General features: G+C 61.2%; 19 protein-coding genes. 13 read left to right on the top strand and 6 right to left on the bottom strand.

All coding sequences use genetic code 11. From position 1 onward, the window contains the following. Positions 1-95 precede the first annotated feature (95 nt). On the top strand, positions 96-1,757 hold the full coding sequence (gene ilvD / locus PLO63_00205) for a dihydroxy-acid dehydratase (protein HOI72538.1): 1,662 nt from the start codon (positions 96-98) through the stop codon (positions 1,755-1,757). Between the two features lie 169 nt (positions 1,758-1,926). After that, on the top strand, positions 1,927-2,979 hold the full coding sequence (locus PLO63_00200; GenBank protein HOI72537.1) for an AI-2E family transporter: 1,053 nt from the start codon (positions 1,927-1,929) through the stop codon (positions 2,977-2,979). Positions 2,980-3,010: 31 nt separating this feature from the next. On the opposite strand, the gene PLO63_00195 is transcribed toward PLO63_00200, so the two are convergent. After that, complete coding sequence (locus tag PLO63_00195) at positions 3,011-3,529, bottom strand: GNAT family N-acetyltransferase (protein HOI72536.1); 519 nt, start codon at positions 3,527-3,529, stop codon at positions 3,011-3,013. 103 nt (positions 3,530-3,632) lie between these two features. On the opposite strand from PLO63_00195, the gene PLO63_00190 reads away from it, so the two are divergent. Genes PLO63_00190 through PLO63_00175 form a run of 4 tightly spaced genes read left to right on the top strand, consistent with a single transcriptional unit; the run spans position 3,633 to position 6,098 of the window. After that, positions 3,633-4,250 carry a Maf family protein gene (locus PLO63_00190; GenBank protein ID HOI72535.1) on the top strand — a complete coding sequence of 206 codons (618 nt, stop codon included), beginning with the start codon at positions 3,633-3,635 and terminating at the stop codon, positions 4,248-4,250. Then, a complete protein-coding gene (locus tag PLO63_00185) occupies positions 4,228-4,929 on the top strand; it encodes a YggS family pyridoxal phosphate-dependent enzyme (GenBank protein HOI72534.1) in 702 nt (233 codons plus the stop codon). Before PLO63_00190 ends, PLO63_00185 begins: the two co-directional genes overlap by 23 nt. 48 nt (positions 4,930-4,977) lie before the next feature. Next, entirely contained in the window at positions 4,978-5,703 is a 726-nt protein-coding gene (locus PLO63_00180; GenBank protein ID HOI72533.1) for a hypothetical protein, read from the top strand. Then, on the top strand, positions 5,700-6,098 hold the full coding sequence (locus PLO63_00175) for a secondary thiamine-phosphate synthase enzyme YjbQ (GenBank protein ID HOI72532.1): 399 nt from the start codon (positions 5,700-5,702) through the stop codon (positions 6,096-6,098). The genes PLO63_00180 and PLO63_00175 overlap by 4 nt, the downstream gene beginning before the upstream one ends. Positions 6,099-6,670: 572 nt before the next feature. Here PLO63_00175 and PLO63_00170 read toward each other — a convergent pair. From PLO63_00170 to PLO63_00155, 4 genes are all read right to left on the bottom strand, one after another. Further along, positions 6,671-7,177 carry an Hsp20/alpha crystallin family protein gene (locus PLO63_00170; protein ID HOI72531.1) on the bottom strand — a complete coding sequence of 169 codons (507 nt, stop codon included), beginning with the start codon at positions 7,175-7,177 and terminating at the stop codon, positions 6,671-6,673. A 17-nt stretch (positions 7,178-7,194) separates the two neighbouring features. Then, positions 7,195-7,593, bottom strand: coding sequence for an Hsp20/alpha crystallin family protein (locus tag PLO63_00165; protein ID HOI72530.1), 399 nt, complete (start codon positions 7,591-7,593; stop codon positions 7,195-7,197). Between the two features lie 18 nt (positions 7,594-7,611). Beyond that, positions 7,612-8,052 (bottom strand): Hsp20/alpha crystallin family protein, encoded by a 441-nt coding sequence (locus PLO63_00160; protein HOI72529.1) that lies wholly within the window; start codon positions 8,050-8,052, stop codon positions 7,612-7,614. Positions 8,053-8,259: 207 nt separating this feature from the next. Continuing rightward, positions 8,260-9,045: an inositol monophosphatase family protein gene (locus tag PLO63_00155; GenBank protein ID HOI72528.1), complete on the bottom strand. Its 786-nt coding sequence runs from the start codon at positions 9,043-9,045 to the stop codon at positions 8,260-8,262. A gap of 180 nt (positions 9,046-9,225) precedes the next feature. Here PLO63_00155 and PLO63_00150 point away from each other — a divergent pair, with 180 nt between their 5' ends. Further along, the gene (locus PLO63_00150; GenBank protein ID HOI72527.1) at positions 9,226-10,101 is read left to right on the top strand and encodes a DUF4115 domain-containing protein; all 876 of its coding nucleotides are present in this window, start codon (positions 9,226-9,228) and stop codon (positions 10,099-10,101) included. A 79-nt stretch (positions 10,102-10,180) separates the two neighbouring features. Then, positions 10,181-10,366, top strand: coding sequence for a twin-arginine translocase TatA/TatE family subunit (locus PLO63_00145; protein HOI72526.1), 186 nt, complete (start codon positions 10,181-10,183; stop codon positions 10,364-10,366). Positions 10,367-10,379: 13 nt separating this feature from the next. Here the strand turns inward: PLO63_00145 and PLO63_00140 are convergent, their stop codons facing one another. After that, positions 10,380-10,787 carry a single-stranded DNA-binding protein gene (locus PLO63_00140; GenBank protein ID HOI72525.1) on the bottom strand — a complete coding sequence of 136 codons (408 nt, stop codon included), beginning with the start codon at positions 10,785-10,787 and terminating at the stop codon, positions 10,380-10,382. A gap of 351 nt (positions 10,788-11,138) precedes the next feature. Here PLO63_00140 and PLO63_00135 point away from each other — a divergent pair, with 351 nt between their 5' ends. The 5 genes from PLO63_00135 to rodA all read left to right on the top strand — a co-directional run bounded on the left by PLO63_00135 (position 11,139) and on the right by rodA (position 16,756). After that, positions 11,139-12,176 carry a rod shape-determining protein gene (locus PLO63_00135; GenBank protein HOI72524.1) on the top strand — a complete coding sequence of 346 codons (1,038 nt, stop codon included), beginning with the start codon at positions 11,139-11,141 and terminating at the stop codon, positions 12,174-12,176. Between the two features lie 255 nt (positions 12,177-12,431). Next, positions 12,432-13,253 carry a rod shape-determining protein MreC gene (mreC, locus tag PLO63_00130; protein HOI72523.1) on the top strand — a complete coding sequence of 274 codons (822 nt, stop codon included), beginning with the start codon at positions 12,432-12,434 and terminating at the stop codon, positions 13,251-13,253. After that, positions 13,250-13,762, top strand: a complete 513-nt coding sequence (locus PLO63_00125; protein ID HOI72522.1) for a hypothetical protein — start codon at positions 13,250-13,252, stop codon at positions 13,760-13,762. Before mreC ends, PLO63_00125 begins: the two co-directional genes overlap by 4 nt. Continuing rightward, on the top strand, positions 13,728-15,650 hold the full coding sequence (gene mrdA / locus PLO63_00120; GenBank protein HOI72521.1) for a penicillin-binding protein 2: 1,923 nt from the start codon (positions 13,728-13,730) through the stop codon (positions 15,648-15,650). Before PLO63_00125 ends, mrdA begins: the two co-directional genes overlap by 35 nt. After that, entirely contained in the window at positions 15,647-16,756 is a 1,110-nt protein-coding gene (gene rodA / locus PLO63_00115) for a rod shape-determining protein RodA (protein HOI72520.1), read from the top strand. The genes mrdA and rodA overlap by 4 nt, the downstream gene beginning before the upstream one ends. The last annotated feature ends 25 nt before the right edge of the window (positions 16,757-16,781 follow it).

The raw sequence follows: 16,781 nt of genomic DNA, 5'->3' as shown, positions 1-16,781 counted from the left end.
CCGACTTGCCATTCACCGTCCCTCCCCGGCCCCGGAAGGCCGGGGAGGGCCCGCCTCATGCCGCTGCATGCCATCGAACAAGGGGGAAAGAAACGATGCGGAGCGATCTGATGAAGAAGGGCCTGGAGCGGGCCCCCCACCGGTCCCTGTTCAAGGCCATGGGCTACACCGACGAGGAGATCTCCCGCCCGCTCATCGGCGTGGTGAATTCCTTCAACGAAATCATCCCGGGCCATGTGCACCTCCGGATGATCACCGAGGATGTCAAGGCGGGTATCCGCCTGGCCGGGGGCACCCCTGTCGAATTCCCCGCCATCGGCGTCTGTGACGGCATCGCCATGGGCCACACGGGCATGAAATATTCCCTGGCCAGCCGGGAGCTCATCGCCGACTCCGTCGAGGTCATGGCCATGGCCCATCCCTTCGACGGCCTGGTTCTCGTCCCCAACTGCGACAAGATCATTCCGGGGATGCTCATGGCGGCGTTGCGACTGAACATTCCCGCCCTCTTCGTCAGCGGCGGCCCCATGCTGGCGGGCCGGCTGGGAGACAAGGCGGCGGACCTGATCACCGTCTTCGAGGGCGTCGGGGCCGTCAAGGCCGGCCGGATGACCCAGAAGACACTCAAGGCCCTGGAGGACTGCGCCTGCCCCGGGTGCGGCTCCTGCTCGGGGATGTACACGGCCAACTCGATGAACTGCGTCACCGAGGCGCTGGGCCTCGGGCTTCCCGGCAACGGGACCATTCCGGCCGTGGAGGCGGCCCGGCGGCGGCTGGCCAAGGAGGCCGGAATGAAGGTCATGGAGCTGGTCCGGAAGGAGATCCGGCCCCGCGACGTGGCCACCCTGAAGGCCTTCCGGAACGCCATTGCCGTGGACATGGCCCTGGGCTGCTCGACCAACACGGTCCTGCACATCCCTGCCGTCGCCCATGAGGCGGGAATCCGGCTCGACCTGGACCTGTTCAACGAGATCAGCGCTCGGACACCGAACCTCTGCAAACTGAGCCCCGCCGGCGTCCATCATATCGAGGACCTTCACAGGGCCGGGGGAATCCAGGCAGTCCTCCTGGCCGTCAGCGAACTGGGCGTCGTCGAGAGGGACGCCATGACGGTGACCGGCAAAAAGGTGGGCGACAACCTGAAAACGGCGCGGATTCTCGACCGCGAGGTGATCCGCCCCTTGGAGAATCCCTATTTTCCGGAAGGCGGCCTGGCCGTCCTCAGGGGCAACCTGGCTCCCGACGGGGCGGTGGTGAAGCAGTCCGCCGTAGCGGAGGACATGCTGGTCAACGAGGGAACCGCGAGGGTCTTCGACAGCGAGGACGAGGCCATCACGGCCATCCTGGGGGGAAAGATCAAGGCGGGGGACATCGTCGTGATCCGGTACGAGGGTCCCCGGGGCGGTCCGGGAATGCGGGAGATGCTGGGCCCCACTTCCGCCATCGCCGGGATGGGTCTGGACAAGTCCGTAGCCCTTCTCACGGACGGCCGCTTCAGCGGCGGGACCCGGGGCGCCGCCATCGGGCACATCTCGCCGGAGGCGGCCGAGGGCGGCCCCCTCGCCCTCGTCCGGGAAGGCGACCGCATCGCCATCGACATCCCGAAGAAAACGATCACCCTGAAGGTCGGAAAGCAGGAGCTGGAAAAGCGCCGCAAGGCCCTGAAGCCCTTCCGGCCACGGGTAACCAGCGGATACCTGGCCCGATACGCCCGCCAGGTCACCTCCGCCAGCACCGGCGCGATTTTCAGGGACTGATTTCCCTTCCGCCTCCTCCTGTCTCATGGTTCCCGGTTGACGGAGCCGGGGAAATCCATTATTCGTTTACTCATTCCCCGGGAGCGTGGAAGCGCGCTCCCGGAGCACATTCAGCCTATCCCCGGAAGGGATGCATTTCAGCAGATCGCAACGAAGGCGGCAGGCCGGTATGCTGGATCCCGTAAAGGCGCGCAGAACCCTCTTCATCGCCCTGGCAGGCGTGGTTGCCGTTCTGTCCCTTTATCTCCTGAAGCCCTTTTTCTTCCCGCTCTTCTGGGCCGTCGTCATCGCCGGCCTGTTCCAGCCCCTCTATCGCAGGCTCCAGCAAAAGCGGAACATGCCTTCCCTGCATGCCGCCGCCGTACTGGTCCTGATCTTCATCATCCTCATCATCCCGGCGGGGATCCTCGCCACCCTGCTGGTGAACGAGTCCATCGAGATCTACACTTCCATCGATTCGGACATCACAAACCTGGAAAACAAGGTCCGCGAGTGGGCGGACCGCCTGGCCGCCCACCCCACGACGGCCCGGCTCCACCTGAACAGCGACACCATGATCGAACGCTTCACCGAGGTGGTCAAAAACCTGGCGAACGCCATCGTCAAAACCCTCACGGGCCTCACGCAGAACACCCTGATGTTCCTCGTGAAATTTGCCGTGATGCTCTATGCCCTGTTTTTCTTCATCCGCGACGGGGACCGGATGCTCCAGAGGGGCAAGGTCCTCTTCGCCCTCGGCAAGGACAGGGAGTCCGTCCTGTACGACCGGTTCGTCATCACCGCCCGGGCGACGCTGAAGGTCACCCTGATCATCGGCGGCATTCAGGGGTTACTCGGGGGGATTCTGTTCTACCTGGTGGGAATCAATGGCGCTCTCACCTGGGGGGTCGTCATGGTCCTGACCTCGATCATCCCGGGTGTCGGATGCTCCATCGTCTGGGCACCCGCCGGGCTGATTCTCCTGGTGACGGGACACATGTGGGAAGGGATTGTCGTTCTTCTTACGGGCGCGCTGGTCATCAGCATGGTGGACAATCTCTTCCGGCCCGTTCTCCTGGGACGGGATGTGCAGATGCACCCGCTCCTCATCTTCCTGTCCACCCTGGGAGGGATCGCCCTGTTCGGCATCTCGGGCTTCGTCATCGGGCCGATTGTGGCTTCGCTCCTCCTGTCCATCCTGGATATGTACGAAGGCTCTCTCCGCCCGCCGGAAAACCCCTGAGCAGCGGGGGAAATCCCCTCCCTCCGGCAGTTCAGGAACTTTTTCCACATCTGCATTCCCCCGGCAGGACCTTGGCATAAATCACCTTGCCATCGCCGGGCCGGTAAAAATCGGGAAGGAAGGCTTCGCGGCGGTAGCCGTTCGCCTCGTAGAAGCGGCGGGCGGCCTCGTAGCGTAAAAGGGAAGAGGTGTCCGCATACATCCGGGAAGCCCCGGATGCAACGCAGCTGCTCTCCGTTTCAGCGAGCAGCAAGACTCCGATCCCGGTGCGCTGCCATTCCGGGGCCACGACAATCCAGTACAGGTCGAAGCTGGAGACGGTCCCGGGGATCCGGCCGAAGCAGGTGTACCCGGCCAGACACCCCTCCACTTCGACCAGAAGAAACTCGTAGCCGCCGGCCTCGCCCCGGGCCAGGCGCTCCTCCACCAGCTCCACGGCAATATCGGCCTCTTCCTCTGAGAACACCCCCGTGGAAACAACCAGTTCCCGGATCCGAACCCGGTCGGCGACTTCCACGTCATGACGCCACGTAAGCGAATGTCCCCCCATGCATACCTCCCGCTCCCGCGAGCCATATCAAAATCCCGTCGTCAAGGCGAGACGAACTGTGTTACAAAGCCAATGCATCTTGAAGAAAGTTGAGTTCGAACAGATGGGAATCATTCAAGAAAACAAACTGATCCTGGCATCCGCATCACCGCGGCGGATCGAGTTGCTCAAGAGGGTCGGCCTGGCGTTCCAGGTGCTCCCCAGCGGCGTGGAGGAGGAAGGGAGACCCGAGGAATCCCCGGAGGGGCATGTGCTCCGGCTCTCGGCGGCCAAGGCAGGTGCCCTTGCCCGGCGGAATCCGGACGCCTGGGTGCTGGGCGCCGACACGATCGTCGTCATCGACGGACGGGTGCTGGGAAAACCCGCCGATCGTGAGGAGGCAAAGGCCATGCTCCGGACGCTCAGCGGCCGGGAACACACGGTCTACACGGGCTTTTCCGTCCTGTCCGGGGGCGGAAACCGCGCGATCTCCCGGGCGATCTCCTCAGCCGTTCTGTTCAAGGACCTTTCAGACGAGGAGATGAACTGGTACGTTCTTTCGGACGAGCCTTACGACAAGGCGGGGGGGTATGCCGTCCAGGGAATGGGAGCCTTCTTCATCCAGGAAATCAGGGGATCTTACACGAACGTCATGGGCCTCCCCCTCTGCGAAGTTATCGACGTCCTCCGCGAGGCGGGGGCCATCCGGTTTTCGACCAATGGAAACGATCCGATCGGTTAGCGAAAATATCGCCTCTGTCACGGAGGAAATCGCCCGGGCAGCGCGGAAGGCCGGGCGCTCGCCGGCGGAGGTCCGCCTGCTGGCGGTCACAAAGACCGTCGACGACGACCGGATCCGGGAGGCCATCGCGGCGGGCGTGGACCTCATCGGCGAGAACTACGTCCAGGAGGCCCGGCGCAAGATCGAACTCCTGGGCAGGCCGCTTCCGTGGCACTTCATCGGGCACCTGCAGACGAACAAGGCCAAGTATGCCGTGCGGCTCTTCGACCTGATTCATTCGGTGGACCGGATGGAACTGGGCAGGGAGCTGGACCGCCGGGCCGCTGCAGCGGGAACGCCCCTAAGGATTCTCGTGGAGGTCAACGTGAGCGGCGAGGCCAGCAAGAGCGGCATTCCGGCCGTCCATGCCCTGGACCTGATCCGCGGCCTGGCGGAATTGCCCGGCCTGTCCATCCGGGGGCTGATGACGATGCCTCCCTGGTTCGACGATCCCGAGGAGGCCCGGCCGCATTTTTCAACTCTCCGGCAGCTTGCGGAGTCCATCCGCCGGGAACGGATCGAAGGCGTACACATGGAGGAGCTCTCCATGGGCATGACCAATGATTACCGGATCGCCGTGGAGGAAGGGGCAACCATCGTACGGGTCGGCCGAGCGATTTTCGGCGAGCGGCCGGTGTGACACGGGAGGGCGACAGCTTTGGAAGACCCGTATCGCAGAGCAAGGGAGATGGCGCAGCAATTCGCCGACGAGGCGGGTGTCCCTCTCTTCTATCGGGATGGCGAAGGGGCCGTCGATTTGTCGAAGGAGCTGTTTTCCTCCGAGGCCATGGCCAGGGAGGCGATCCGCATCATCGCCGACCAGGACGATCCGATCGGCCACGGACTGGCCCACGTGCAGAAAGTCGCCGTCGATGCAGGGGCCATCATCCTCCTGGAGGACGGCCGGCCATGGGACGATGAGGAGCTGCGGCGGATCGCCCTCCTGACCCATCTCGCCGGCGTCCTGCACGACATCCGGCGGATGGAGCGGCAGCACGCACAGCGGGGTGCGGAAGAGGCGGATCGGGTCCTCGGCCCGTTCGCCCTCCTGGAGGAGGAACGCCGGGCCATCACCCTGGCCATCCGGAACCATGAAGCGTTCCAGCCCCACGAGGAACCGGAAGATCCGGCGGCCCGGCTGATCTCGAACGCCCTGTACGATGCTGACAAGTTCCGCTGGGGACCGGACAATTTCACGGAAACCCTTTGGGCCATGCTCGCGCCGCGCCGGATCCCCCTGAAGGTTGTTCTTCCCCGGTTTCTCCAGGGACTCGACAGCCTCCGGAAAATCCGGGAGACCTTCCGGACGGAAACCGGGCGCCTCTACGGACCGGATTTCATCGATCGGGGGCTTGTCATCGGCCACCGGCTCTACACCGCCCTCACGGCATCCGGCGATACGGAGGCGCCATGAAAACCCTCAGCATCAAGTCCACAGCACGGATCCAGATGATCGACATCACCGGTTCTCTCCAGTCCCTGGTCCGGGAGCAGGGTGTCCGGCAGGGTATCTGCACGGTTTTTGTCCCCCACACAACGGCGGCAGTGACAATCAACGAGAACGCCGATCCGGATGTCGTGCGGGATATTACGTCCGCCATGGAGCGGATCGTTCCCGCCGACGGTCCCTACCGCCACCGGGAGGGCAACTCGGACGCCCACATCAAGGTCTCGTTTTTCGGAGCCTCGGAAACCGTGATCATCGAAGGGGGACGGCTCGTGCTCGGTACGTGGCAGTCCGTCTTTTTCTGCGAGTTCGACGGGCCGAGGACACGCAACGTTCTGGTGAAGCTGGTGGCGGATTCCTGACGGGAAACCCCGGTTCCTACATGCATCAGGAACAAGGAAGGGGGAGCGGATTTCAAGTCCGCCCTCCTTCTTTTTTTCACTTTTTAAAAAGATTCAGGCGCGGATGGGAGGCGGGCATGTGGGAGCGAAGGCTTCCCTCGCGCTCAGGAGCGTTTTTTCGACCCTACAACGTCTCGCTCCGCTGCAAAGTCATAACTCGCGCCCAGGGGCGCTCAGACAGATGACTTTGCGGGCGCTGCGCTGCGACGGCAGGGTGCCCCGAAAAAGCCGCTATTCGCGCTCCGGGAAGCCCCCTCTCCTCGACCGACCTTCGCGGGGGCGCGACCGGGGGTTCCCAGAGGAGCAATTGGGAAACGTTTCCGGACCCCAGGCTCTCCGGTTTCAGAAGGCGAAGAGCGGAAACGTTTTCGCGACGGCGGGAGCCCCCGTGGCAGCCCCCGCCGCCCGAACGTTAATAAAAAAAGAGGGGAAACGGACTTGAAATCCGCTCCCCCTTCTTTTGCGGCTGTCTGCCTTCCTGAAAAACGAATTGAGGTTTTGTATACGGCGGCCGAAGCCCCGTGTTTCCGCGATCAGGCCGACTGGATGGAAATCTTCTTTTCCTTCGCCTTGGCCTGCTCCAGTTTCGGCAGGGTTACCGTCAGAACGCCATTCTTGAACCGGGCCTGGACCTTGTTCAGATCGATCTCCCGGGTCAGGGGAATGACCCGTTGAAACGACCCGTAGCTCCGCTCGATGGTATGGTAACCGTCACCCTTGTCTTCCTTTTCAAATTTCTTTTCGCCTTTGAGAACGAGGGCCGACTCCTCCAGGAGAATCTCCACGTCCTTCTCTTCTATCCCGGGAAGCTCCGCCTGAACGACGATCTCCTTCGCCCCCTCCTTCACGTCCACGGAAGGATGGAAACCTCCGGCGCGGCGGCCTGCAGAGGGAAACGGGGCAAAAGCCGTCCCCTGGAAGAAATCGTCGAAAACCCGGTTCATTTCCTGCTGCAAAGCGGAAAAGGGGTGATCTCCTTCCTGGCCGGCCGGAACCGCACGCTCTCCCCAGAGTGATGGCAACAACTTTCGGAATGCCATCGCTTCCACCTCCTTTCTCACTCCGCCTTGATGGCGATTTTCCTGGCCTTCGATTTCTCCGCCTTCTGGAGAACGAGACGGAGAACACCGTTTTTTACCGTGGCCTCGATCCTGTTCTGGTCGATCTCCTCGGGAAGGGTGAAAGCCCGCTGATAGTCTCCCGTATCGAATTCGGCATACACGAGGTTGTGCCCGGGAAAGGCGACAGGCTCCACCGTTCCGTTGATGGTCAGCACATTCTTTTCCAGCATGATGTCCACGGAACTCTCGTCCACTCCCGGCATGTCGGCCAGAAGCACAATGGACTCCTTTGTCTCATAGATATCGACCCGGGGAACATACACCTTGCGGTTTCTCGTCCGTTCCATTTCCACCGGGTTCGAAGCCGTCTGTTTCTGCAGTTCCTGTTCCTTCATCTTGGTCGTCCCCCCTTTCTACTCCGCCTTGATGCTGATCTTTCTGGGTTTGTCCGCCTCTGCCCGCGGCAGGGTTATATGGAGAACACCCTTTTCATAACGGGCAGCCACGTTTCCCGCATCCACCCGGAACGGCAGCTGCAGGGTTCGACTGAAGCGCCCGCTGCTCCTTTCCTGGCGATGGTAATTCTCGCCCTCTTTCAGGGTCTCCGGATTCCGTCCACCGGTGAGGGTCAGGCTTTCCCCCACAACGGAGATATCCATGCCGTCGGGATCCGCTCCCGGCAACTCCGCGGAGACAACGATCTCATTCTCTCCGCTCCAGACGTTGATCGCCGGGAAATCCTGGCTGAAGGGCTGGCTGACGCCCGAAAACAGCCGGTTCATTTCCCGCTGGAGGCGCTGTACCTCCGGCATGAGATCCACGATTCTTCCAAATCTCCAGACCGGTCCGAACATGTCCACAACCTCCTTTTCCGGTTTGGCCGTCTTCCCTTCCCGATCATCCAGAACGCCGGGCACACGGACCCGGTTGCCGGAAAGACGACAACCATTTAATATTGTTCACATTCACACCTTTTGGCGCTAATATAAACACCGTATCGGCATTGTCAAGGGAAGACCGTCCCGAGGGATGGAACAGGCTGTCGTGCCGTGCCCTTCTGGTCAGGCCGGGGAGGGGGCAAGACGGAGGGCAGCGATCATGGACTCGTGAATTCGCCCGTTCGAAGCGAGGATATGAGGTGCATTGAGCGCAAAGGGCGCCCCCGAGAGATTCGTGACCTGCCCGCCGGCCTCGACCACCAGGAGCCATCCGGCCGCCGTGTCCCAGGGCATCAGGCGGAGCTCCCAAAATCCGTCGAAACGGCCGGCCGCCACATAGGCCATATCCAGCGCCGCCGATCCGGCCCGCCGGATCGCCTGGGCGCTTCTGGCCATTACTTGAAAATAATTCATGTTGTTGTCGGAATTATCCCGGATGTCATATGGAAATCCCGTGGCCAGGAGGCTGCGGGAGAGGTCCTTTGTCCCGGAAACGCGAAGGGGGCGTTCGTTCAGAAAGGCCCCCCCGCCCCGGCAGGCGTAAAACATCTCCTTCAACATCGGATTGTAAACCACGCCGTACCGGACGACGCCGTTCTCCTCGAGGGCAATGGACACGCAGAACACCGGATAGCCGTGGGCATAGTTCGTCGTCCCGTCGAGAGGGTCGATGATCCACCGGTACGGCGACCCCTTGGGAACCCTGTCCGCCTCTTCCGCCAGAATGTCGTGGTCCGGATACCGGTCGAGAATCGCCGATACGATCATTTCCTCCGACTGGCGGTCCGCCTCCGTAACGATGTTAATGACGCCCTTGTAGTCAACGGTGTGCTCTTCGCCGAGCCTCTTCTTCAACCAATCGCCTGCCTTCCGGGCAACATCCTTCATGAAGGCACCAGGGGAATCCATCGCTCTTTATCTCTCCCATCATGAATTGTACGTTCACGCTCCGCGTCTGCGGCATCGGGACACCAATCACCGCAGGAAACCGTTTCTTCGCCGAATCTCTACTATTTCCGGTTGCATGGATGCTGCCGAGAATGGTAAGGTCCCCCATCATTCCATCCTTGGGGGCAAAACGGAGCAGCCATGGAAGATGCAGAAACCACCCGGAACACGGCACCGGATCAGGCATTTCCTGTCCAGGATCTGAAATCCCTGAGGGAATCGCAGGGGATTCAGCTGAAAGACATTTTCGAGGCCACACGGATTACCATAATCAACCTGGAAGCGATTGAAACCGGCCGTTTCGGAAAACTGCCGGCACCGGTTATCGCCCGCTCCTTTATCCGGTCGTATGCCAGGTCGATCGGCGCCGATGAGGGCAAACTGCTGGAGCGATACAACCGGTTCCTGGCGGAGTCCGAAGGTCCCTCCCTGGAGGAGGTACTCATACCACCGAAAAAAAAGTCCCTCAAGAAATGGATCGTCACGATTTCATGCCTGGCGCTGGCCCTGATCATTGCGGCGGCCGTTCTGATGCTCCGGGAGCCGGTTCCGGCGCCATCCGCGCCATCGGTCCCTTCCGCCGCGGCCCCGCCCGCCCAGCCAACGGAAACCGCAACACCCGCCCCGGCCACACAGCAGCCCCCTGCCGGCGCACCGGGATCCCCGCCGGCGGCTCCCGAACCTTCCGCATCCGCTCCGGCTCCGACTCCGGCAGTTGTCCAGGAGACACCCCAACCCCGACCGCCCTCCGCGCCGACGGCTGCACCCGCACCCGCAGCGACGGATGGATACTCCCTGGTCATCGAGGCCCGGGATTACACCTGGATCCGCCTCAGCGAAGACCAGAGCCAGCCGTACCAGGTTCTGCTGAAGCCGGGGGAAAGGCTGGAGCGGCGGGCATCCCGCTCGTTTGACATCGATGTGGGAAACGCCGGGGGAACCCAGTTGACATTTCAGGGAAAACCCCTGGGCCCCCTGGGGGCACCGGGGCAGGTCGTACACCTTCGGCTTCCCTGAAGCGCTTTCGAAAGATAGGTTTGACAACCTCCATACGATGATCTATGGAGATGAAAAACCCCACAGGGAGTAAAGAATCATGTTTGGTATCGGTATTCCAGAATTGCTGATCATCCTGGTGATCATCCTGATCATCTTCGGCGCCGGCAAGCTTCCGGAAATCGGCAATGCCCTGGGAAAGGGGATCCGGAACTTCAAGAAGGCAACCCGGGAACCCGACGAAATCGATGTGACCCCCCAGAACAAGAAGGTCGAACCGAAATAATCCCCTCTCCGCCTCAAAACGGCACGTCGTCTTCCGGATATCCGCCGTCGGGCGCACCGGAGGAAGGTTCGTCCCCCGTCGCGGGTTTCCCCTGGCCCCTCCCGTCGAGCATCTGCATGCTCGCGGCGACGATCTCCGTCATGTACCGTTTCTGACCTTCCTTGTCTTCCCAGGAGCGCGTCTGGATCCGTCCTTCCACGTAAACCAGCTTGCCCTTATTCAGGTAGTTTCCGCAGATTTCCGCCAGCCGGCCGAAGGTGACAATGCGGTGCCACTCGGTCCGCTGGACCTTTTCGCCGCTTTTGTCCTTCCATTGCTCGTCCGTTGCGAGCCGGAACGTCGTGATCATGGCGCCATCCGGGGTATAGCGAACCTCCGGGTCCGCTCCCAGCCGTCCGATGAGCATCACCTTGTTGAGCATGCCGGTCCCTCCCGTCATGAGATGGGCTTTTATACACAAGGGACGACCCGCAGGCAACAGTATTTTTCAAGAAAAAACCAATTGTTGCATCTTTGCAGGAGTCTGGATGCAATAGGGGTAAATACGTAGGCATCCCTGCCGTATACCATCCATCCATAAACGACCGGAATCCCGATTGCAGGTCCCGCTTCATCGCACCTTCCGGAGGATTGTTCCGGAGAGGTGATCCACGCCAAAGTAATTGAAAAATGGTTTGATTCGGGTGTCGAAATACAGTATAAGGGTCTGTCCTTACGGGATATCGGGTATAAGTGTCCGTTATTTCAAAGCAAACAACCAGGAGGTCCTGCCTTGCTGTTTGATTTCATTCTGGGGAAGTTTTCCAACGATCTGGCTATAGACTTGGGCACAGCGAATACGCTGGTCTATGTAAAAGGAGAAGGCATCGTTCTGAGCGAACCGTCCGTCGTGGCCGTTCATCGCGATGCACGGGGAACCAAAAAGGTTCTGGCGGTCGGCGCGGAAGCGAAAAAAATGCTCGGCAGAACCCCCGGGAACATTGAAGCCGTCCGTCCCCTCCGGGACGGGGTTATCGCCGACTTCGACATTACCGAGGTCATGCTCCGGCATTTTATCCAGAGGGTTCACAACCGCAGGACGCTGATCCGCCCCCGAATCATCGTCTCCATCCCGTCGGGCATCACCCAGGTGGAGAGGCGGGCCGTCAGGGAGACCGTTGAATCGGCGGGAGCCCGGGAAGTCTACCTGATCGAGGAACCCATGGCCGCCGCCATCGGCGCGGGGCTTCCCATCATGGACCCCATCAGTTCGATGGTCGTGGATATCGGCGGCGGGACGACCGAAGTGGCCGTCATCTCCCTGGCCGGCATCGTGTACTCCAAGTCCGTGCGGTGCGCGGGCGACCGGATCGACGAGGAAATCGTCCAGTACCTGAAACGGAAATACAGCCTGCTCATCGGGGAGCGGTCCGGTGAAATCATCAAAACCACCATCGGCTCCGCCTTTCCGGACAATGAGATCCGCAAGGTGGACGTAAAAGGCCGGGATCTGATCTCCGGGATTCCCAAGATCATCGAGGCGAACTCGGAGGAAATCCGGGAAGCCATCATGGAACCCATCAGCCTCATTGTCGACGCCGTCAAGGATGCCCTCGAAAATGCGCCTCCCGAACTGGCCGGAGATATCGTGGATCGCGGCATCACGTTAACCGGCGGGGGAGCCCTGCTTAGAAACCTCGATCTCCTTCTCAAGGAGGAAACGGGACTGCCCGTGACGGTGGCGGAGGACCCCCTGTCCACGGTTGTCCGCGGCGCCGGCATGGCCCTGGATCACATGAATCTTCTGAAGGAGGTGGCCGTCCAGCCGTAGGCAGCGGCTCCCCGGCAAATCAGGGTCCCGTGACGGTTGGAGCCTTCTTGAAGTCGATACGCGTCCCGGTCGGGCTTTCGGGTAAGATCAAAAACGCAGCCATCACTTCCTGCCGGAGGCACCAGGCGGCTTTCCAGGGTATTTTCTTACTCTTCCACCGGAACCGAGACGGGATCTGTTCTTCGCATCCTGACCGGAACAAACCGGCTCTTGCGATGCAGGGCACTTCCATTCCGCCGTGACCGTGGGATGGACATGAGCGCATCGAAACGAAAAAAGAACCTGATCATCCTGGCCGTCTTTCTCCTGCTGACGCTGGCCATGATCTCCTACCACCTGCGGTACCCCGAACGTCCGGGCCTGATCCGCATCGCCGTCCTGGAGATCACCGGCCCCGTTCAGTCCACCCTGATGGCATCCTTCCACTCCCTGCGAGACACATGGACGGACTACCTGCACCTGATCGGTCTCCGGCAGGAGAACCGGGCACTGGGGAAAAAAATCGATGAGTTGACCACGGAACTGAACCGCTACCGGGAAGGGTACCTGGAGGCCCAGCGGCTCCAGGCCCTGTTGTCCCTGCAGCAGGAATTGAAGATTCCGGCCATGGCGGCGAGGGTCATCGACAAGAGCCAGGGCACCCTCTTCAAGACCATCCTCCTGGACAGGGGAACCACCCGTGGCGTCCGGCCGGGGCAACCCGTTCTCTCCAGCAGGGGAGTGGTGGGACGTGTCATCGAGGCGTCACCGAACATTTCCAAGGTGCTCCTGATCACGGACGAGAAAAGCAACATCGACGCCCTGATCCAGAGGACCCGTGCGGAGGGCATTCTCCAGGGCAACGGCTCCGGAGGCGGCCGCCTGAAATACATATCCAATCTGGAGGACGTTCAGGCGGGAGACGTTCTGCTCACGTCCGGCCTGTCCGGCCTTTATCCCAAGGGGCTCGTCCTGGGCTCGGTCACCGCCTTCGACAAAAAAGCGGACAGCCTTTTCCAGAAGATCGACATGGCTCCGGCGTCGGATTTCAACCGGCTGGAAGAAGTCCTGATTCTGGACTACAAACAGAAGAAATGACCCGTTACCTTGTCCTTCCGCCGCTGGCTCTGGGCCTTGTCATTCTGCAGACGTCCATCGTGGAGCTCTTCACGGCCGAACGGCTCAGCCTGGAGCTCACGACCATCGGGGTGATCTATGCGGCTCTGTTCATGGAGACCGGCAGGGGGGCCGTTTTGACGTTTCTGATGGGCTACTTCATGGACACCCTGATCGCCCCCTTTCCGGGCCTCTATGTCCTGTCTTACGGAATCATCTTCTTCACCCTTTCTTCCGTCTCCGCCCGGGTCTATTCCACAAAGACCTTTTTCCTGGTCTTTGTCACCTTCCTGTCCGTTCTGGCCGAGGGAATCATCCTTGTCTCCGCTTACTATATAATATATGGAATGAACGTCCTCGTTACGGGACTGAAGATCTATCTACCCCAGGCGTGCATCCTCAGCGGGCTCTCCCCGATATTGTTCCAACTCTGCCGCCGACTGGAGGGATACGGGAATGGCAAGTCGGCACAACCGGCTCAATGGCCATGACTCCGCCGAATTCCATAAACGGTTCCGGCTGCTGCTCCTGATCGTCGTCTGCGCCCTTTCGGTTCTTGTGGTGCGGATGTGGCACCTTCAGGTCATCAAGGGAAGCGAGCTGTTTCAGCGCTCCGAAAGCAACAGCCTGCGCAACCGCACCATCCGGGCCGTACGGGGCGTTATCCTCGACAGAAACCGCACGGTGCTGGTGGACAACCAGGCCGCCTTCGATATTCTGTTTCACCCCCAGCGGGCGGGAAACGTCCGGGATGTGACACACCGCTTCGCCGCTCTCTGCAGGGAGCGTTCCCTCCCCTATCCGGAAGAGATCCTGGAGATCCGGAAGACCCGCTCCGTGGAGCCGTTGAGGATCGAACGAAACATCAGCCGCGAAAAGCTGGCCCTCGTGGAGGCCCATGCCCTGGAGTTGCCGGGAATGGTCTCCGAGGTCGTGCCGGTCCGCCAGTATCTCCAGGAGGAAAAGATGGCGCATCTCATCGGGTACATGGGGGAAATCAGCCCGGAAGACCTGGAGAGGGAAGGGATGCGCTACGCCAGTGGCGACATGGTCGGCAAATTCGGCGTTGAGCGATACCTGGACAGCCCTCTCAGAGGAACGAACGGGGCAGAAAACGTGGTGGTGAACGTGGTGGGCAAGGAAGTCCGGATCCTGGGCCGGCTCTCGCCCATCGCGGGGCACAACGTCGTCCTGAATGTCGATTCCGTACTCCAGGAGGCCGCCTGGAACGCCCTGGAGGGAAAGCCGGGGGCGGTGGTCGCCCTGGACCCCCGCGACGGAGCCGTGCTGGCCCTGGTCAGCTCCCCTTCCTTCGATCCGAACCTCTTTCGGGGAGGGATTTCCGCCAGGGACTGGAAAAGGCTGAGCCAGGACCCGGCTCACCCCCTCGAGAACCGGGCCATCTCCGGCCAGTACCCGCCGGGTTCCACGTACAAGCTGGTCGTCGCCGCGGCAGCCCTCGAGGAGGGACTTGTCACCCCGGATACCGCTTTCCACTGCAATGGATCCTTCACCCTGGGAAACCGGACGTTCCGCTGCTGGCAGAAGCACGGCCACGGCCGTGTATCGCTCCACCGGGCCATCGTCTCGTCCTGTGACGTCTATTTCTACAACCTCGGCAAGCTCCTCGGGGTCGACAAGATCGCCCACTATGCCCGCGCCTTCGGGTTTGGTGAGATTACCGGCATTGACCTGCCGCGGGAAAAGGGCGGCACGATCCCGACGAGGGACTGGAAGCTCGCCCGCTTCAAGACCCCCTGGCAACCGGGAGAAACCATCTCCATTGCAATCGGCCAGGGTTACAACACCGCAACGCCGCTGCAGCTTGCCCTGGCCTACGGCGCCCTGGCCAACGGGGGTACCGTGTGGCGTCCCCGTGTCGTCCGCCAGATCGAATCCATTGACGGCAAGGTCGTCCAGGCCTTTCCGCCGGAGAAAAAAAACGTCCTTCCGCTCAGCGAAAAGAATCGCCTTCTCCTCCGGGATGCCCTGTGGGGGGTCGTGAATGAACCGGGCGGAACCGGCGGGGCGCTCCGCCGGAAGGAAGCCGACGTGGCCGGGAAGACGGGCACAGCCCAGGTCGTGGGATATGCCTCGGACGGGAAGGCCAAAAGCTTCTCCGGCCGATTCCGCGACCATGCCCTGTTTGTCTGCTTCGCTCCCCATGAGAACCCGGAGATCGTCGTCGCCGTTATCGCGGAGAACGCCGGACACGGCGGCTCGGCAGCCGCTCCTGTAGCCCGCAGGGTGATCGATGCGTATTTCGAGCAGAAAAACAAGCCCGGAAAGGAACAGACCGCCCGTCCGGATACGCCTCCCCGGGTCAAGCCTTCCCTGGCGGCGATCCGGCCGGATCCAGCCCGGAAGGAGGATCCATGAAGGTCGATCGCCGGCTCCTGCTCAATTTTGACTGGACGCTGTTCGGCATGGTTCTGATCATCTGTGCCATCGGACTCATGAACATCTACAGCACGGGCTACAGCCTGGCCGACGCACGTCATACATCGCTCTATATCAAGCAGATGCAGTCGCTGGCCATTGGCGTCCTTGCCATGTTCATCGCCTTCTCCGTGGACTACCGGTTCATTGCCCGCCATGCCTACGTCATCTACGGGATCTCCATTGCGCTTCTGGTCGCCGTTTTCATTCTCGGCACCGCCGTCAAGGGTTCTCAGCGGTGGATCAACCTGGGAGGATTCTCGTTTCAGCCGTCGGAGATGATGAAACTGACCCTGATCCTGGTGCTGGCCCGATACCTTGACGAACACCGCCTTCCGCGACCCTACCGCCTTCGGGAACTGGCGGTCCCGTTCCTGATCGTTTTCCTCCCATTTTTTATTATTCTCAAGCAGCCGGACCTGGGAACCGCCCTGATGCTCCTGATCATCTTCATCTCGATGATCTTTTTTGTCGGCGTACGGCTCAAATCCGTCCTGCTGGCGGCCGCGGGGTTCCTGACCCTGCTTCCGGCAGCCTGGTTTTTTCTGAAAGACTACCAGAAACAGCGTCTCCTGACGTTCCTGAATCCGGACCAGGATCCGCTGGGAACGGGCTATCATATCCTCCAGTCCATGATCGCCATCGGTTCCGGCGGCCTTCTCGGGAAAGGATTCCTGAAGGGGACCCAGACTCAACTCAAATTCCTTCCGGAACAGCAGACGGACTTCATCTTCTCCGTATTCGCCGAGGAGTGGGGCTTCCTGGGTGGCCTGGTGCTGGTGCTGCTCTTCCTGGCCTTGATCCTCTGGGCAGTCAAAATCGCGCGCCATGCCCGGGACTTCACGGGAATGATGATCGCGTTCGGGATCGCGATGTTTCTCTTCTGGGAGGTGTTCATCAACATCGGCATGGTACTGGGACTCCTCCCCGTGGTGGGAATACCCCTTCCCTTCTTCAGTTACGGGGGCTCCTCCCTGGTGGTGATGATGACCGCCGTGGGACTGCTTCTGAATATCAGCGTTCGCCGCTACATCCTCCAGCCCTGACCGCGGCCGGAGAGATTCCCCCGTC

This window comes from Syntrophales bacterium, assembly GCA_035363115.1.
Classification (GTDB): Bacteria; Desulfobacterota; Syntrophia; order Syntrophales; family PHBD01; genus PHBD01.
This window is presented reverse-complemented; position numbering and strand designations above follow the sequence as displayed.